The sequence below is a fragment of the Marinomonas sp. CT5 genome, from assembly GCF_018336975.1.
In the GTDB taxonomy this organism is placed as follows: Bacteria; Pseudomonadota; Gammaproteobacteria; order Pseudomonadales; family Marinomonadaceae; genus Marinomonas.
Window position 1 is genome coordinate 3,272,243 of the sequence record NZ_CP025572.1, and the last position, 19,030, is coordinate 3,291,272.

Genomic DNA, 19,030 nt, shown 5'->3' on the forward strand with positions numbered 1-19,030 from the left:
GCGCTTTAACCATATGATTTATAATTAATTATTTATTTTTTTTAGACATTCGTATGCTAGACAACCAACTCTCGAACTCTAAAGCAGATAAAGGCGGGGTATAAAAGTAGCCTTGAACAATCTGATATCCCATCGCCGTTAAACAAGACAGTTGTTGCTGTGTTTCCACTCCTTCTGCGATAGTCACAGCACCGAGCTTTTCACTAATTGAGAGCACGATTTCGCTCAACTCCTTGGAAAACCTAGCTGGCAATTCGCTCACAAAAGCCCTGTCTAGTTTCAATTGGGACACAGGAAATTTCAGAAGCCTTTTTAAATTGGAATATTCCGTTCCAAAATCATCTAAAGAAATATTAACGCCCATTAAATGGAGTTCACTTATCACATCAATAAAGGAATCAAACGGCTTTATTTTTTTACTTTCTGTCACCTCGATGACCAAACTTGAGGCTAGAATGTTGTTATCATTTAAAATCGATTGAATCTCATTTTTAATAGAGGGGGACTGAAAACTCAGTGGAGAGAAGTTAACGGCAATAATGGGAATATGAATTCCCCTATCTCGCCATAATGCCAGTTGCTGACAAGACTGGCGTAGTACCCATAAATCTAATTCTGCGATGAGCCCAAAGTCTTCAGCAAGAGCAATAAAGTGATCAGGTGTAACACTTCCAAACGTGCTATTTGACCACCTAGCTAACACCTCGACACCGTAGAGACTATTATCAACAATATTTACTTGAGGTTGATAATTCAGCTTTAGCCGATTTTTTTTCAGGTCAGCACTAAGCGCCTGAGCCATTTGATAAGAACTTAAAGTACTATCTTGATTTATTGCAGTTTGATCATTTTGTATCAGTAAACTGTAATATTCTCGGTCAAATAGTTGGAATGCTTCAACCAACACTTTCACCCTATAAGTTTCACTATCACTAGGAGTGAATAACAGTTTGATCTCTTTTCCGACAATCCCTTTGAATTCACAAAACTGAAAGATGCGCTGTTCCGAATCTAACCAGAAGCAATCTAGTGGAAGAGCACGGCTGCTATTTGCAGCTGAGTACTTATCATTACAGGAAACCATCAGATCATTACTGTCTAAAACAATAAAGCCACTGTTCGTTTCTTGTAACTCCTGCCAATCACGCTCAGTATTCAAACCCCGTGTTTTCACCAAAAAATCCTTGTACTGCATGCTTCGATTAAAACAAATCATCATTGATTATTTGTCTTTCAGACACAAAAGTTCTCCAATATTGCCTAATAGGCAAAAACTGTCAAGTGAATTGCCCAACAGGTTTTGCCCTATTGGCAAAATTAAACGGATAATCTCGCCATGAATATTGGCCAAGTTATAAAAATTTTGCGGATTCAACGCAAAATGACTCAAGAACAAATTGCACTGGAAGCTGATATGGCTACCAGCAATATTTCACGAATCGAAAAAGGTTTGAGGCAACCGTCACAAAAGGTATTACAAAAACTAGCAAAAGCGTTAGGAACTAAGCCTTCCGTGCTTTACGCTGCCTGTGAACAACCCTTAAGCAACATCCCTAATTTTTTAAAGCAAAAGGAACAGGAAGAAAATAACAAAGGAAATAACGAAGAAAATGTAGAGCATTTATTACTCAAACATGACTCTCAAGCCGTGCTTAAGCTTTTCAGCGAGTTAACACCAGACAATAAGTCTTTATTATTAGAACAATTAAAGGCGTTACACCGCTGGCAAAGAAAACAAGATCAATAAGCGCATTAAAAATAAGAAAAAAGCGTCTCTTTTTCTAAGCGCCATAATAGAAAATTGAAAAATAGTGACAAACCGTCCCACTGACTACAAACAAATGCCACACCAAATGCCCATAACGTAAACGTGAATCAATAACAAAAAAGATCACACCAAGAGTATAAAGAACACCACCCAAAACTAATAACAACAAACCATTTGGCTCCATCAAGGAAGACAATGGTTTTATTGCAATAAGAATGAGCCAACCCAACACCACATAAAGTGTCGTTGAAATGGCTGGATGAGAAGCTTTACCAAAGGCTTTTAGAGCCACACCAATAAGCGCTAAGCTCCACACAGCAACAAGTAAAGACCATCCCCACACACCTTCTAATACCCCTAGCATAAAGGGGGTATAAGTACCTGCGATTAATAGATAGACAGCCGAATGGTCAATCACCTTAAAAACATATTTGGCTTTACCCTTAGGCATAGCGTGATATAGCGTTGATGCCAAATACAAGAGAATCATAGTGCCTGAAAAAATGCTGACACCAACAACAAAACTTACATCTGCATAATCAATCGCACTTAAAATAAGAAATGGTGTTCCGACAATCGCTGCGACTAGCCCTAAACCATGACTGATGCTATTGGCCACTTCTTCACCGAGAGATTGTCCCCGATCAGTGACCGTCGAAGTAAATTTTCCCATACTCAAGTACTCCAAACGTTCGAACAAAATATCTATTGAAAGCATGGAACAAGCGAAGCCATTTAACAATGAAAGACAACGAATAAAGTATGCAAACTACAAGAAACTGCGTCGTATTAGGATTTCCTACAAATTTTCGGAGCCTGATAATCGAAGTTTAATAACGTAAAATAATTCTCCCCCAACGCAATGTTTCGAAAAGCATTATCATCAAGGTATTGAAGGATTCGGCTTGTCACTTCCAGCTCCCGCTGGTAGACCTTAAAAGTATTATTGCGAAAGGCGACAAAGTCAGACCCTGGTAAAATACGCTTAGAATAGTGATTCATAAAGGCAACGTATTGGCGACGATTGACAGGTTTACTGAAGTAATAGTCATCCAAAATTCGCCATGAAATATCCAACATCAGATTTGGGTACTGATCCAACAAACGTGACAAAATAGCAATGTGCTCATCGATATTCATTTTAGACTGCTCGTGAGACAAGCCCATATGTGCCCAAACAATTTTGTTATTAGGATAAAGCGCCAGAGCTCGCTCCATTAAAGGCAAATATAAAGTTGAATCATCATTGTTGCCAATGTCCGAATGAATCGTAATGGGGTAATCTCTTGCCCTCAATTCCGCCATAAAATCCGCCCACTTAGTAATATCTTTTGGCGTAGCGGGGGCATGACGATTATTAAATTGAGCTTGTTTCACTAGATTGACCTCCCCCATCCAATGAAACAATCCAGGATACTCCCTTTCATAAAGATTCATTAACGCAATAGTTGGTTCAGGATTCGATAAATCAGTAAAGGTCATCGATAAAGTGAGGTGGAGATCATCAGGTTTATATTCGACCATATTAGCCGCATTAACAAAATCGTTGCGTGTCGTCGGCGAAACAGGCGTACCAGGGCATTTAAGATAATTTGAACAAGATGAGTTAGCTGGCAACATTTGCCCAATACCATACACATTGGCAAATCGAACGGTCGTTCGAGATAAATAGTCATTCACTTCCTTAAATGGAATCGCCCGACCATCAAAAGGCCTGTAGTGTACATGTGTATCCACAATAGGTGTGTAGGGTTCTGTCTCTCTATCGTAGCAAGCAGATTCCCCCTTAAAAGAGGCCAAGGAGCGATTCGATGGAGTGTTATCAGAAGAGGCACAGCCGCTCGTTAACAGTGAAGCAAGAACAGCAAAAGAAAAAAGACGACGCATGGCTAACATCCCCATCATCACATTTAAAAGGTTTAAGGAAAGGAACATTACAAAACATCCCTTTCTATGTGTAAACCACTATTGAATGCAACTCAAAGAGCAAACTCAGCTCTCCTACCATACGTTAGGAAGTTTTTTTAAGAAGCGAGAAACAGCAACACACCACCAAATAGAATCCGATACCATCCGAAGGCAACAAAAGTAAACCTTTGCAGGAACACCATAAACAGCTTCATCACAGCAAAAGCGCTTAAAAAAGCCACAATAAACCCGATAATTAAAGGCATCCACTGTTCACCTGAAAACTCTTTATAATTAGAAAGCAAATCATAACCAGACGCTGCCATCATTACAGGCAATGCTAATAAAAAGGAAAATTCAGCACTGGCTTTTCTACTTACTCCCACCAGCAAAGCCCCCACGATGGTTGAACCTGCACGACTGGTACCGGGTATAAGCGCAAATATTTGAGCAATACCAATCCACAATACCTGCTTAAAACTCAGATCATCCAAACTATCAACTTTCGGAGACTTATTTTTAAGCCACCATTCGGTCAGCAAGAAAATCACACCGCCAACAATAAACATAATTGCCACAACAGATACAGAAAACATGGCTTTTATTTGATGACGAAACAAAAAGCCCACTATAGCAACAGGTAAAAAAGCCACGAATACCTGACACCACAAGCGAAAATACTTAAATGAAATGCGTTCTTTATAATTCGCAACAACAGCCAAAATAGCCGCTAACTGAATAATGACTTCGAACGCCTTATTACCCTCTGTTTGCTCTATACCTAACCACTGGCTAACAACAATTAAATGGCCAGTTGAAGAGATAGGTAAAAACTCTGTAGCCCCCTCTACAAGACCGAGAATGACACTTTGAATTACATCCATTACTACCTACCTTGTTGATTATTTCTTGTTAAAAGCCCATTAAAAACTGCGCCAATAATATAAGTGTTCCATAGTGAAAGAAATATAAAACACATATAACTTGACCTAGGATCTAACTCAAAGCTTTATACTAGTTATATAAAAAAGGAGAAAACAGCATGTATCGTATTGGTGAACTGTCTAAAGCGTGTGGCATCAACAGCGACACTTTGCGCTTTTACGAAAAAAACGCCTTACTTTGCCCCTCAGGTCGATCAGAATCTGGCTATCGCCTATACACAGAAAAAGATAAAGAAATTTTACAATTTATCCTACGAGCCAAAGCTGTTGGGTTCACTCTTGCTGAAATTCGCGAGTTACTTTCTATAGAAGTCAATAAAGCCGACAATGCTTGCGCAGATGTAAAAGAACTTGTTGATACAAAAATCTCTGACGTCGAAAAAAAGCTTGCCGAACTAAAACGTTTCCAAACCTCACTAAAACGCTTATCGGATGCCTGCTGCGGCGGTGAAGAAAGTGCGGAACATTGTACAATACTCGAAGCACTCGAATCGGATATAAACGATGTTCGACCCGAACACAATCATAAAGAATAGACACCTATCTTAGAGATTTCTAAAAAGTTAGGCCGATTAAAAGCAAGTGTAACCACCCGTTTTTTTAAAGGTCATGAAGTACCAATCTGTTACGACCTTGCTTTTTCGCTAAATAAAGAGCTTGATCTGCATATTGATAAATTTGACTAAAAGTCGTTTGCCTTTCTCCTTCATGGTAATAAAGCCCTGTACTGAGTGTAATGTGGATCAAAGTACTGTTGTTAACTTTGATCTTAGTCTGTTCAACCTTCTGACGGATTTCTTCACAAATTTTGATTGCATCATCTTGTGACTGCTCTAGAAACAAAATACAAAATTCTTCACCACCAAGCCGAGCAACAAAGTTAGGTGCCGAAATGGAATGTTGAAGTATGCTGGCGATCTCTTTAAGAACTTCATCACCGGCTGGATGACCGTATAAATCATTAACCTTTTTAAACAAGTCCAAATCAATAATGGCAAAACCAATTTGCTTCGGTCTATTCAGCAAAACTTTCTGGGCTTGTTCGGTAATGAATCGACGATTAGGCAGTTGGGTTAAATGATCACGATTATTTTGTAAGGTTAATCGCTCTTTATGGTGATAAAGGCGAATTAACACTAAGAGCAATGCTGAAACTACCAATAAGATTGCCGCAATTAAACCCCATATCAAATATGTCAGCTCACTCTTTAAGCGTCGCTCTATATCGGAAGCTGTTTGAATAATATTATGAAACTCAACATAGGACTCGGTCAGTTCTAATTCCAATTGAGTAAGTTGCTTAACTAACGTCGCTTTTGCACTTGGATCTTGCTCAAATAATATGGCCTGTTGACTCACCATTGGCAGGCGGCTTCTAATCTCATTTAACTCTTTTATTTTATCGGCATAAACAAAATCATCCATTGTGCTGTTGTTCATTTTCCGGCTAACTAAGGGAACCCGATACTGAATTCGCAATAAGATACGTTCAAGTTCTTGCACATCAAAAAATGCACTGTCCGTTTTTAGATAGTTCAACGAGCGTTTCAGTAGATGTACATCTTCTTGTGCTTGAGTGATATCAATAGCCAAAGCAGTAAAGTCCGAGCCAAGTAACTGTCTAGATTGCTGCTGAAAGAAAAAAACAGCCCAAATACAAAGCCCTAAAAACAGCACAAAAATCAGCCAAATTCTAACTTGTATTTTATTAATGCTAATCACCATTATTGAACAACTATTTCGTTAATAGCCCATATCCAATAATTCTTACTTTCAGAAAGATGATGGGCAAGACCAACATCTGAAGGAATAATTAACATCAAAGGCCCTAAATTCTCAGGAGTAATAAATCGACTGTTTAAACGCGTAGCCATTAAGTAACGATTTTTTTCTCTATTTTCTTTTTGAATAAATACTTCATAACCATCAATAGCAATAAAGCGTAACCTTGGCACATCATTTAAGCCGTATTTGATTAAAAAATCATCCAGCCATACCCCGCTAAAACGGCCTTCAGGACCATCAAAATGCCTCATTTCTTCCGTTTCAAAGAGAGGAAGGGACTCTATTTGTGCCATAGATATAGAAATTTCTTGATTGGGGGTTACTAAAGTCAGTACGGGCGATGTATCAGTAGAAGGCGTAAGATGGCTAGGATGAACTTCGACAGAATAAGCAGGCGTAATAAAAGAAGAAGACAATGCCGCTAGCAAGAACACAGCCATAAAGTAAAAATGAGCCCTTTTAAATTTGAACAAGGAACAACTCAATGAAACGTTCATAAAGACCTTTCTGAGTGTTCATCATTTTCGGCGCTCACCACCACTCTATTTCGCCCCAGTTCTTTGGCTTTATAAAGCGCGGCATCAGCACGATTAAGCACCTGTTCGTAGTTGCTGTCTGCCATGCAATACATAGCAACTCCAAAACTTGCTGTTATATAAAGCCCTTCGCTTACCTCTTCTTTTTCAAGCGCTTCTCGTAACGTCTCGGCAATATCTCTGGCCGCTTCCGTAGTGATATTTGGTAACAACACAGTGAACTCTTCGCCACCAAACCTAGCCACCATCCCTTTTGCCCCTACTTGCTCAGACAACAAAGTGGCCATTTTTTGCAGAACAATATCACCAACTGTGTGTCCATATGAATCATTCACTCGCTTAAAGTGATCAACATCAACCATTATCACTGTAAAAGGATGCGGAGATTTCTGCGCTAAGCGGTATTCATTCTGCAACGCTTCATCTAAGGCCAAACGATTATAACTATGTGTCAATGGGTCTTGCCGAACGATGGCCTCTAAAGATCGATTACTGGCTTCTAACTCTGCCGTTCTGTTTTTTACTTTTGTCTCTAACATGACATTCATCTGCATCAACGACTGTTCTCTCACCAACAAAGAAGCCATCATTTCCTGCAAGGAACGACTTAAACTTGCCACTTCTATCAGCTTGCTATCGGATTGGAAGGTTATCTTTCTATCTCCCTGCTGAATACTCTTTGCAGTCTGCGCTAATCGCTCCAACGGACGACTTAATGTGCCCGCAAATTGATAAGCTAATAACATACAAAATAGGGTCGCAAACACACCGACGAAAAGTAGTAACTCATGTACTTCACTCACCGCTGACATGGCAATAGATAAAGGCTGGCGCACAATAATTTGCCAACCAAGACTTGATCCTTCTGGTGAGTCCACCGAGACCATACTCGTCAGATATTCGTCTTTATCTTGCCAAACTAAAGATTTGAATTGACCATTTTTAGGTAATACCTTTGGTACTTCAATATCACCGACTTGATTCGTGTCTGGATATAAAACCCGGTTATCGTGATCAATAATTAGAATATCGATCCCTTTTTTCTGTGACGATTCCGTCAAAGAAGATAATAAAACCTCTCTCACCCATGCCCAATCCGCATGAGTAGCAATAACCCCTTTTAACTTGCCGTTTTCTCCTATCACGGGAGCAGCAAAATCAACAAAGCGAATAGGCGCACCGTCTTTAGATTTTGGCAGTAAACGTTCCAGCAACAATGCCTTATGTACGTTACCGACAAATGGACCGGAGCGGCCGTTAATAAACCAAGGCCGTTGACTCACATCGGCTCCTTGTAAAACGCCATTACCAGAGGCTAAAACCACACCATCAACACTTGCGAAACCAATCCAAGCATAATTTTTGTAGGAACTTTGAATTTGATCTATCGTTTTCTGAAGTCGACTTAAATCCTGAGTTTCATACAAAGAAGTCCGTGAGCTAAGCAGCGTGACCTCGCGCTGACGCTCCATTAAATTGGCCGACAGCATATTTGCAATAGACTGGCTAAGATTTACTAAAGATTCACCGCTGGCAATAGAAAGACGGGTAGAGGTGAGTTGGTAAAAAGAGGTGACAAGCACCAAACTTAAGGATAGTAGTAAGCCTCCTGCTAACAAAGTAATACGTTTTCTAAAAGTATCCAAAGCACTTGGCATAAATTGACAGACCTATTTATTCAATAAAAGTAGATAATACATTCAATACTATAATAACAGTCTATATGTGCACTTTATATGCATGATTCAGTGTAAGTACACCGCGTGATCAATTTATTCTTCTTTCAACCACCTAACCACGACAACCCAACAATAAAGCCTAATCATTAAAGAAAAAGGGATTCAGACAGAAAAAGCCGATTTGATTTTACTCTGCCCCCCTCTATCACCGATAATCTCAGGCAATGACTCATAATCAAGCTCAAAAAACGCTTGCTAGAACACCTCACACATTCAGTGGATACCCGATTTAATGGAAATCAAAGTTAATTTTCTCGACAACCTACGACTAGAAGCCAAACTTGATGACTTCACCGTCACGGCCGACCAACCCATCCGCTACAAAGGCGATGGCTCTGCCCCAAGCCCATTTGATTACTTCTTAGCGTCCTCTGCGTTATGTGCCGCCTATTTTGTGAAGGTGTACTGCAAGGCCCGTGATATCCCCACGGATAACATTCGTCTATCGCAAAACAACATTGTCGACCCTGAAGATAGATACAATCAGATTTTCCAGATAAATGTAGAACTGCCTGACGATATATCTGAGAAAGACCGCCAAGGAATCTTGCGCTCTATCGACCGCTGTACGGTGAAAAAGGTGGTTCAAACCGGCCCAGAATTTAAAATCGAAACGGTCGAAAACTTAGACGCTGACGCCAATGCCATGCTGATGGGTCAGCCTGACGGTTCCTCAAACACTTTTATCCCTGGTAAAGATTTACCTCTTGAAGAAACCATTGCCAATATGACCTCCATGTTGGCGGACCTTGGCATGAAGATAGAAATCTCTTCTTGGCGTAATATTGTGCCCAACGTATGGTCTTTACATATTCGTGATGCGGCATCGCCTATGTGCTTTACCAACGGCAAAGGCGCATCAAAAGAAAGTGCATTATGTTCTGCGCTTGGTGAGTTTATCGAGCGCTTGAATAACAACTTTTTCTACAATGACCAATTCTTTGGAACCGAAATCGCCAACAGCGAGTTTGTCCATTACCCAAATGAAAAATGGTTTGCGTTAACCGAAGACGATTCGTTACCTGAAGGCATCTTGGACGAATATTGTTTGGATATTTACAACCCAGACGACGAGCTACGCGGCTCACATTTGATCGATACCAACTCAGGCAACAAAGCACGTGGTATTTGCACCATTCCCTATACGCGTAAATCCGACGGCGAAACCGTGTACTTCCCGTCGAACTTGATCGAAAACTTATTCTTAAGCAATGGAATGAGTGCTGGTAACAACCAGCAAGAAGCGCAAGTGCAGTGCTTATCGGAAATTCTAGAACGCGCAGTAAAACGCCAAATTATTGAAGATGAAATTGTCCTGCCCGATGTACCAATGGCCGTGTTAGAGAAGTACCCAAGCATTCTTGCTGGCATTAAAGAGTTGGAAGAACAAGGCTTCCCTATTTTGGTAAAAGACGCGTCTCTAGGCGGCCAGTACCCAGTGATGAACGTCACCTTGATGAACCCGAAAACAGGCGGTGTGTTTGCCTCTTTTGGTGCGCACCCAAGTTTTGAAGTGGCATTAGAACGCAGCTTGACCGAGCTGATGCAAGGCCGCAGTTTTGAAGGTTTAAACGATGTTCCCAAGCCAACCTTCAACAGCATGGCCGTCACTGAGCCAGAAAATTTTGTAGAGCACTTTATTGATTCCACTGGTGTTATCTCCTGGCGCTTCTTCAGTGATAAGCACGATTATGATTTCTGCGAATGGGATTTTTCTGGCACAAGTGAAGAAGAGTCCAACGCCTTGTTCGGTATCCTCGAAGACCTAGGCAAAGAAGTCTACGTCGCTGAACTCACCGATTTGGGCACATCAGCCTGTCGTATCCTAGTGCCGGACTACTCCGAAGTTTACCCTGTCGAAGACTTAGTCTGGGATAACACAAACAAAGCACTGGATTACCGTGAAGATATCTTAAATATCCACTCCCTAAACGATGAACAATTAGAAGCTCTTGTTAACCGTTTGGAAGAAAGCCAGCTGGATAACTACACAGACATTGCTACCTTGATCGGTATTGTCTTTGACGACAACACCGTCTGGGGACAGCTCACCATCATCGAGCTAAAAATTCTCATTTACTTAGCGCTTGGCGCTCATGAAGAGGCGTTAGAACTGGTTGGAGAATACCTACAGTTCAATGACAACACCGTCAAACGCGGCCTCTTTTTCCAAGCCATGAACTGTGTCTTAGAAGTCGCTTTAGATGAAGAGTTAGAGCTAGAGGACTTCATCCATAGCTTCAGCCGAATGTTTGGCAAAGACGTGATTGAAAACGCAGTAGGTTCCGTCACAGGCAACGTACGCTTTTACGGACTCACCAAAACCAGTATGGAACTGGAAGGCATCGAGCCGCATTTACGCTTAATTGAAAGTTATAAAAAGCTGCATAAAGCGCGTCAAGCTTTCGCTGCGATGCAAAAATAAGCCCTTCCCAGACTCTAAAAAACGAGCCTCTTAGCTCGTTTTTGGCTTGGGCGCTTGCCACCTGACAAGCGCCTTCTGATATAATCGAGAAGCCATCATAAAAGCCGACTTGGCCCAGCACCGTGATGTAACACCAACCATATCAATGAATAAGAACAGGAAGTAGACCACCATGATTCGCCAATCTGCTTTTGTTTCCATCGGTTTTATCGCAATAACAATCAGCGGGTGCGAATCCTTATCGCTTTCTTTCGACTCCGTAGACTCTGTCAAACAGCTTTCTACACAGGTTAAAGAAGCCAAAGATATGGACGACGTAAAAGCCATCGGCAAACAAGCCGAAGTCACCCGAGACTTAATCAAGGCCGATCTAAACGCGATCAAAGCTCTGTACGCTGAGCTGGATCAAAGAGTCAATAAGCGCTGGGGCAAACAGAACTCCGAACTGCCTAACAAGAAGAAATACGTAAAATACACCAACGACTACCAAGCACGAACGATTGTCGATTTTGATAAAGGCACTGTCCGAGTAGAGACCCTAGCCACTAGCGCCCCTCTAGACAGCCTAAAACAAGCCGTTACAACCACACTACTAACAACATCAGATCCCACTAAAACCGACATCTTTTCCAGCGACGCCCCCAACACCGAAGGTGTGCCCTTCTTATACCCACAAGTCATTGACCATGATGGTGTCGTCGTACAATACCGCTGGAGAGCACAACGTTACGCGAACTACCTAGTAAGCAATAAATTAAAAAAATCGACGGCAAATGGAAAATCAGTTTACGCGGTGGAGTTCAATCTCGTTGCACAACACGAACATCTTCGCCAAGAAAAATACAGTCAATATGTCATTGCTGCCGCCAAACGCTATAACTTATCGCCAGCCCTCATCTACGGCATTATTGAAACAGAAAGCTCTTTCAACCCTTATGCTGTCAGCCCAGCCAACGCTTACGGGTTAATGCAAGTGGTGCCTGCTACGGCAGGACGTGACGTTTATAACTTAATCAAAAAAAGATCGGGCGAACCGACCAAAGAAGTACTCTTCTCACCCGAAAATAACATAGATATTGGCAGCGCTTACCTGCATATTTTACAAACCCGCTACCTAGCGAAAGTGAGCAATAAAGTCAGCCAAGAATACTCCATGATATCCGCTTACAACGGTGGAACAGGCAACGTGTTAAAAACCTTTGACCGAGACAGAGCTAGGGCGATGAACAAAATTAACCAAACGTCCACTAGCAATGTGTATAAGAAATTGAGATACGATCACCCAAGAAGTGAGTCTCGCTATTACTTAGAAAAAGTAACAAAAGCCAAGAAGAAATATGAATAATAAAGCCGTGTCAGGCACTATATTGACCTGACACGGACTGAGGGTTATTACATACGTTCGAAGTCTTTCTTTGCTTGTTTTAGAACAAAATCCATATCAGCCGGCAACATAAATCCCTCTTGAATCAGGTGTTGTACTTGCGCTTCAACTTCATTCAAATACCCTTCTTCATCGCTATATCGCTCTGCGATAGAAAGGCGACTATCTCCGGCTATCTCACCCTTTTCTTTTGGAAAAGCAATAAAAGAACCCGTTAAGCCACACAGATCCCCTTTAGCAAAGTTTTCGCCTCGCAAATTCCATCCCCAATACGTCCCAAGAGGCGCTGCGATGCTAGGTAACTTTATGCCACCTAATGCAATGCCATCAGAATCCAACTGCGGCACAAATACTGGATAAGAATCACCCGCGAGAGGAGGAACAACACTGTGATCGCGTACTTTCAGTACATTGTAAATTGGCATATAAGCGTTATTACCCAAAATTGGTAAATTTAATTCAGGTAAGGTAACAAGGGTGCCATTTGCCACACTTGGGAAGCGACTTTTTGGAGGCTCTACCCCTTCTTTTGTCCAATGCAACATTGCCATTGTTAATGCTCTCATGATGGGAGCGGGACTGGTTGGATTCGTCGGAAACTGACAAATTCGACTGCTTTTACTGACGGCTCCCCAAGGACTAAAATGCGGTGCCCCTGTTAAGAAATACAGACGTACATTCTCAGGCTCCGTCATAGGTGTACCATCGGGTGTCGTAGAAACAAGTGCCGCTCTTGCTTGCCAAAACTCTGTCGACGTATCAGTTTGCATAATTTTTGGACAAGTATCACTAGCTAAGCATTGCTTTAGAATACTATCCGTTTGCCCTGTTAATGGGTCCGTCAGTAATGCATAACCAAAAGGAAATTGATCGCCTTGTACATCATGATCTTCGTGCTGTCTTGAATAGCGACCTGTTTTAGCAAAACGATAGTTAGTGTAGGTCTTACGTGATCCGGCAATGTGAGCCATCACGCCATCAAATACTTTGATTCCAGCCCCATCTTCATTAAACCCTTGATAAATAAAATCACGAACGAAGCGACCTGACTGTGAAATGCCAAGCGCTATCGTATTGTCTATATTAGCCAAAGGAGAAACGACATCATGGCCACTGGAGCCGCGCAAAAAGCTTATAACATCAGCCGTTGCCACAAAAGCCAGTCCAGCAGGTACAGAATCTTTAGCCATATAGATGAATTCATATATAGCCCCATTATCAAGTCCCTTAGGGCGAGTAATTTCGATCTTAGTTGGCGACAAATATTTGAAAGACAAACCAGGTGCAGTTGAACGCGGATCATCTGGATGCAGACGCACGGTTGATGTTGCTTTTGCAACATCCATACTGGTTGCAGGGTAAGATAGGTTGGCAGTAAGAGTGTCACCCTCTTTATCAAATACAAATTCTTCACGTGATAAACCAGTAACAGAAGGTACCGCTTGAAGGTTTAAACCTAACTTATCCTCAGGTAAGCCCGTTTGCCAACCACTCCAAACAACCGTATAGCCATTTTTCATCAAAAAGCCATCACCTATGCTGTCAAGCGTTTCAGGTATGTCAACGCTGCTTGCTAAGTTTAATAAGCTTAGAGAGAGGTTTCGCCCACGATTTAGAACCTCATAAAACAAACTACCATTACCTTTCGTGTCGTCCATAGGACGAAGAATAGAAACCTCGCTTGAAAAGTGAACAAGCCCATCTTTACCCACTGGAGCATATTCAAGGTCAACAATTTTTTTACCGCGGTTAGAGTTAGGATCAATTGCTAGCTCTGCTACACCATCGATACGTTCATACATACCCACATCAGCGAAAGCAGTCCCGCCAAAAACAGGACTAATAACATTCTTAACAGTAAAATTTGTGACTTTCGCCTGTGCGACTACAGGGACTATTATTAAAACAACTTTAAATATTACGCTTAACCATTTTTTGGTTATAAACATGCTACTCTTCCCTTTCTGTATTATTCCATTTTCCTTTACATTTATTAAAAGCTGTTATCCTATTAACTTTTACTAGATTCAAAATAATTAATAGTGCTTCATAATAAAAACAGAAAAAACATCACTATATTATTCAATAGGGCTTCTCTCTGAATAAAACATTATTCAGAGAGAAGTAAACGATTAAACTTTGAACTTGCGCGTTATTTTATCAATAAGATCAGACTGTTTTTCCAAGCCAGACATTTGTCTAGAAGCCTCTTCTGCACCAGTGCTAACACTATCAGCAAGCACCACAATGTCATTGATATTTTTCGCAATGTCATCAGCAACGGCCGACTGTTCGGTAGCTGCAGTTGCAACTTGTATATTTAGGAAGGTAAGATTTTGAATGGATTCCGTACTGCTACTAATTAACGAACGGATATTAGACGTTGCTTCAAGTACTTTATTTCGCTGGTCTACAGAGCGCTCCATGTCGCTAATGGTTTTTGCCGCGCTGGTTTGCAACTTCTCTAAAATACCACTGATTTCGACTGTGCTGTCTTGACTACGTTTAGCAAGGGTTCTTACTTCATCCGCAACGACAGCGAAGCCTCGGCCTTGTTCACCCGCTCGCGCAGCTTCAATCGCAGCATTTAATGCTAAGAGATTTGTTTGCTCTGAGATACTCTGGATTACACCGAGAGCCGAGTGGATATCCTCTACATTGCCACCTAATTCACTGATAGATTTTTCAACATCCGTTAAAAGCAAGTTGAGGTTTTCCAATTGCTCATTTGACATTTCAACTTGTTGAAGAACATCTTTCGTCTGACTATTAGCAGATTCAGCGGATACTCGAGTTGTCTCAGCATTACTCGCTATTTCACTGGCTGTAGAAGACATTTCATCAGCGGCGGCGGCAACTTGTAACGCCCCTTCTTTCTGTGTATTCACCGACTTAACCAACATTAACTGCTGTTCAGAAGACGTCTTCGCAATAAGGTTTAACTCGGTTATAGTCTCTTTTAAATGTGTAATATCGCTATTAAGAGAAGCAATAAAGCGATTAAAATCTTTTGAAATTTCATCAATTAAATCAATGTAACTATAAGGTAACTCCGTGGTTAAATCGCCATTGCCATTTGCAAGGTCAGCAACTGACTCTCGCAATTTGCTTAATGCTCGATAAAGTATCGAAACTGCTACAGAAACCAATCCAATAATAAGTAAAGTCACAATAACAGTGATAACTATATTTTGCGTTAATATCGAGTTCTTAGATTGATTTATTTCACCTTTAATCGTATCAACAATTTTTTTAGTTTCATCTAAATAGATACCGGCAATGATAACCATGTCCCATTCTGGCACATATACGGAATAGGCGAACTTCTCAGTAGGTTCTTCATCACCAGGTCGAATGTGATAGTATTTTACGAAATGAGTATTATCTTTTGCTGCTTTAATGAGTTCTTTAAAATAATAAGTCCCTTTAGCATCGGCAGTATTAATAAAGTTTTTCCCTGCATTTTTATTTCTAACACCATGTTGAATCATGGTGCCTTCAGAATTCAAAGAGAAAATATAGCCTTGACCGTCGTTAAATCGAATTGAATTTAAAATTTTCAACGCTTCAGGCAAGCCCTCTTTATTCGGCATCTTTGCATAGGGCTCGATTATTGTCTTTACCGAATCCATAACAGCAGTAAGGCCTTTTTTTTCCACTTCCAAAACGGAAGTGGAAATAGTCTTTGTGGTTTTCTCTTGCACTACACTAATAGCCGCCAACATGCCAAAAGCAGATAAGACACCAGCTATGAGCAATGGTAGCAAAGTGAGTGCGTATATTTGAAACTTTAAAGAACGTAACATCTAATAATCCCTTTTAGTAAAAACTCAAAGTATTTAATATTGCTAAAACCATCAACAATCTAAAATCCAACACCTTGTAATTCTTGTTATGTACTGTTTTTTATTGCAGACTTTATAAAATTATATCTAATGTAAAATTAGACTTTTCCACACACCTCTTTTCATTTTTTAACGTATTTTCAAAACATATAACCTTTTTATGTTACAAAATACCCCTTTTTGTCATAGTTAAGGTCACTTTAGCTTCTTTAGCCTTAGTATCCCTCAACCATACATAGCGACATAAGCTTCAGAATTACAAACCGTTTAATAAATTCACCTCTAATGACAGCACTTTATACTTCAATGATTCAGATCAAAGAATCACCTATTACATTAAATGACACGACACAATCAAAAAACGAAGCTGGCCCTTAATTTAAAAAAATCAATACAAACATGAGAACATGAATTCAAATAGAGTACGACACATTCAGAAAACAAAAGACCGATTCCAAACCGAAAACACAGTGTCATCAAAAAGCGCTCTAAATTTGCCAAGAATCACTTAATTTTTGCTTGAAAAATAATATCAAAGCCTAGTAGTAGAAAACTACCATTTTCTCACACCTCTAGACATTCAAAAAATGACTTAAACATTCATTTTTCGCACTTTTCGAACATTTTTATTTTCAATTTCGAACATTAAACCTAGTATCATCAGCGCTCAGGTAGAGCGGAGACCAATAAATAGATATTAGCTTGCATAGTTATAGTGAAAATTTATTTCCCAATGCTTAAAAAAACACAAAAATAATGACACAAGATTGAGGATCGTTTCATGATAAACAAAACACTCCGATTACCTCTTTTAGGAGGAGTAATCATAATATTGGGCTGTTTGTTAGCCTATTTCATCCAAACTTCGAATCATATTAGAGTTCAAGATGTCCGTTTTACGGGGACAAACGGTACAGAAATGAGCGCTCTCCTATATGTCCCGAAAAATGCAACCGCAAAAAGTCCAGCACCAGGAATTCTTGCGGTGCATGGATATTTTAATTCACGAGAAGCTCAAGATGGCTTTGGGATAGAGCTTTCTCGACGAGGCTATGTTGTTCTTGCAATTGATCAAACAGGGCATGGCCACAGTCAAGCCCCTGCATTTGCAAATGCTTTTGGTGGTATTGACGGTCTAAAATATCTTCGTTCTCTTGACTTCGTAGATAAAGATAATATTGGTCTAGAAGGTCATAGCATGGGAGGATGGACAGTTTTAAATGCCGCAGCGGCACTTCCCAATGGGTACAAATCGATAGTACTAGAAGGCTCTAGTACAGGAGCACCTTTTGCTCCTGAAGGCACAACGAATTTCCCACGAAATTTAGCCGTTGTATTTAGTCGGTACGACGAATTTTCAGGCCTTATGTGGCATGTCGATAAGGCGCTAAATGTAGCAGAAAGTAAGAAATTACAGGATGTATTCGGTACCAACAAAAACGTTATTCAGGGACAGGTTTATGGGTCTATAGACGAGGGTACCGGCCGTATTCTTTATACACCGGGTGGAACTCACCCTATGGACCATATTAATTCAGTGGCTATCGGACACGCCTTGGATTGGTTTCAAAAAACACTTGATGGCGGTACCTCTCGTATAGAAAGCGATCAAATTTGGTACTGGAAAGAAATTGGGACACTCATTGCTCTGATTGGTTTCGTTATTTTTGTCATGGGTGTATTTAGTAGCCTGCTCTCTATTCCCTATTTTTCTTCTTTGCAACAAACGCCACCAAAAGCACAGGCTTCAACAAGAAACACTCGCTGGTGGATTACACTGCTAATTGGGGCTTTAATCCCTGCTATCACATTTCTACCGCTAACTCGTTTAGGTGGAGAATTAATTCCAGTCAATGGGTTATTTAATCAACAATTCAATAATGAAATAAGCTTTTGGGCTGTAATAAATGCTTTAATCATCCTTATTCTTGCAAAAATATTCGGCATAAATTTTCCCAAACTATTTGATAAAGTAACTCAATCTCTCGCATTATCAATTGCTGTATTTGCACTGTCTTATTGTGTTGTTTCAATGGCAGACTTTTTCTTTAAAGTTGACTTTAGAATTTGGTTTTTATCCTTTAAAGTGATGAGTCATCATCAATTACATGCCTTTTTTGTATATTTAATTCCATTGTTTATTTTCTTTTCTATCACATTAAGATCTATGCACTCCGTATTATCTATTAAGGAAGACAGCATAGTTAAACAATACTTTTTCAATATTCTCGCGCTCACATTTGGTTTTCTTATCTTTCTAACTATTCAATATGGATTAATATTTACGGGCAATCTACCTATTTTCTTCCATATATACGATCCGTTAAGATTAATTATATCGATTAACTTTGTTCCATTAATGACTTTCGTGGCAGTAGTCTCAACATTTGCCTATAGAAAAACGGGTCATTACCTTCCAGGCGCTATAGTGTGTACATTATTTGTTACTTGGTATGTTGTCGTTGGGCAAGCTACCCAAGGAGGTTAATGTCTTCACCAAAACATTGAATGTCCAACTCCAGTAGGCATCGACAACCTTTAGAGACAACCTTTCGCCAAAGCGCAAGTCGCTTTGGCGTTTTTGATTCTGTGTTTGTCTGCAAACGAATGAAAAGAAGAAATCAGCAATACAATCATCACTAACAGTGTTGAATATTTAATAACTCTCCATAACTAAAATAATGAGGCTCACCTTA

Annotated in this window: 14 protein-coding genes; 5 read left to right on the plus strand and 9 right to left on the minus strand. The window is 40.3% G+C overall.

All coding sequences use genetic code 11. From position 1 onward, the window contains the following. Window positions 1-28: 28 nt before the first annotated feature. Complete coding sequence (locus C0J08_RS15705) at window positions 29-1,219, minus strand: EAL domain-containing protein (RefSeq protein WP_212652866.1); 1,191 nt, start codon at window positions 1,217-1,219, stop codon at window positions 29-31. Between the two features lie 117 nt (window positions 1,220-1,336). Here C0J08_RS15705 and C0J08_RS15710 point away from each other — a divergent pair, with 117 nt between their 5' ends. Further along, window positions 1,337-1,747 carry a helix-turn-helix domain-containing protein gene (locus C0J08_RS15710; RefSeq protein WP_212652867.1) on the plus strand — a complete coding sequence of 137 codons (411 nt, stop codon included), beginning with the start codon at window positions 1,337-1,339 and terminating at the stop codon, window positions 1,745-1,747. 34 nt (window positions 1,748-1,781) lie between these two features. Here the strand turns inward: C0J08_RS15710 and trhA are convergent, their stop codons facing one another. From trhA to C0J08_RS15725, 3 genes are all read right to left on the minus strand, one after another. Continuing rightward, a complete protein-coding gene (gene trhA / locus C0J08_RS15715; protein ID WP_212652868.1) occupies window positions 1,782-2,441 on the minus strand; it encodes a PAQR family membrane homeostasis protein TrhA in 660 nt (219 codons plus the stop codon). Between the two features lie 116 nt (window positions 2,442-2,557). After that, window positions 2,558-3,703, minus strand: a complete 1,146-nt coding sequence (locus C0J08_RS15720) for an amidohydrolase family protein (RefSeq protein ID WP_249344333.1) — start codon at window positions 3,701-3,703, stop codon at window positions 2,558-2,560. Between the two features lie 89 nt (window positions 3,704-3,792). Further along, window positions 3,793-4,560, minus strand: a complete 768-nt coding sequence (locus tag C0J08_RS15725) for an undecaprenyl-diphosphate phosphatase (protein WP_212652869.1) — start codon at window positions 4,558-4,560, stop codon at window positions 3,793-3,795. A gap of 158 nt (window positions 4,561-4,718) precedes the next feature. On the opposite strand from C0J08_RS15725, the gene zntR reads away from it, so the two are divergent. Continuing rightward, a complete protein-coding gene (gene zntR / locus C0J08_RS15730; RefSeq protein ID WP_212652870.1) occupies window positions 4,719-5,156 on the plus strand; it encodes a Zn(2+)-responsive transcriptional regulator in 438 nt (145 codons plus the stop codon). A 64-nt stretch (window positions 5,157-5,220) separates the two neighbouring features. On the opposite strand, the gene C0J08_RS15735 is transcribed toward zntR, so the two are convergent. The 3 genes from C0J08_RS15735 to C0J08_RS15745 are packed head-to-tail and all read right to left on the minus strand — an operon-like array spanning window position 5,221 to window position 8,599. Then, window positions 5,221-6,345: a GGDEF domain-containing protein gene (locus C0J08_RS15735; RefSeq protein ID WP_212652871.1), complete on the minus strand. Its 1,125-nt coding sequence runs from the start codon at window positions 6,343-6,345 to the stop codon at window positions 5,221-5,223. After that, the gene (locus C0J08_RS15740) at window positions 6,345-6,878 is read right to left on the minus strand and encodes a molybdopterin-binding protein (protein WP_212652872.1); all 534 of its coding nucleotides are present in this window, start codon (window positions 6,876-6,878) and stop codon (window positions 6,345-6,347) included. Before C0J08_RS15740 ends, C0J08_RS15735 begins: the two co-directional genes overlap by 1 nt. Before the next feature lie 20 nt (window positions 6,879-6,898). Next, window positions 6,899-8,599, minus strand: a complete 1,701-nt coding sequence (locus C0J08_RS15745) for a sensor domain-containing diguanylate cyclase (protein WP_212652873.1) — start codon at window positions 8,597-8,599, stop codon at window positions 6,899-6,901. Between the two features lie 313 nt (window positions 8,600-8,912). Between C0J08_RS15745 and C0J08_RS15750 the strand changes: the two genes are divergently transcribed. Both C0J08_RS15750 and C0J08_RS15755 read left to right on the plus strand, forming a co-directional pair. Next, a complete protein-coding gene (locus tag C0J08_RS15750; protein WP_212652874.1) occupies window positions 8,913-11,105 on the plus strand; it encodes an OsmC domain/YcaO domain-containing protein in 2,193 nt (730 codons plus the stop codon). 172 nt (window positions 11,106-11,277) lie between these two features. Continuing rightward, window positions 11,278-12,450 (plus strand): murein transglycosylase domain-containing protein, encoded by a 1,173-nt coding sequence (locus C0J08_RS15755; protein ID WP_212652875.1) that lies wholly within the window; start codon window positions 11,278-11,280, stop codon window positions 12,448-12,450. 47 nt (window positions 12,451-12,497) lie between these two features. On the opposite strand, the gene C0J08_RS15760 is transcribed toward C0J08_RS15755, so the two are convergent. Both C0J08_RS15760 and C0J08_RS15765 read right to left on the minus strand, forming a co-directional pair. Beyond that, complete coding sequence (locus tag C0J08_RS15760) at window positions 12,498-14,438, minus strand: alpha/beta hydrolase domain-containing protein (protein ID WP_212652876.1); 1,941 nt, start codon at window positions 14,436-14,438, stop codon at window positions 12,498-12,500. A gap of 183 nt (window positions 14,439-14,621) precedes the next feature. Next, window positions 14,622-16,295, minus strand: coding sequence for a methyl-accepting chemotaxis protein (locus tag C0J08_RS15765; RefSeq protein WP_212652877.1), 1,674 nt, complete (start codon window positions 16,293-16,295; stop codon window positions 14,622-14,624). An 820-nt stretch (window positions 16,296-17,115) separates the two neighbouring features. Here C0J08_RS15765 and C0J08_RS15770 point away from each other — a divergent pair. Beyond that, window positions 17,116-18,822, plus strand: coding sequence for an alpha/beta hydrolase family protein (locus tag C0J08_RS15770; RefSeq protein WP_212652878.1), 1,707 nt, complete (start codon window positions 17,116-17,118; stop codon window positions 18,820-18,822). Window positions 18,823-19,030: the final 208 nt, after the last annotated feature.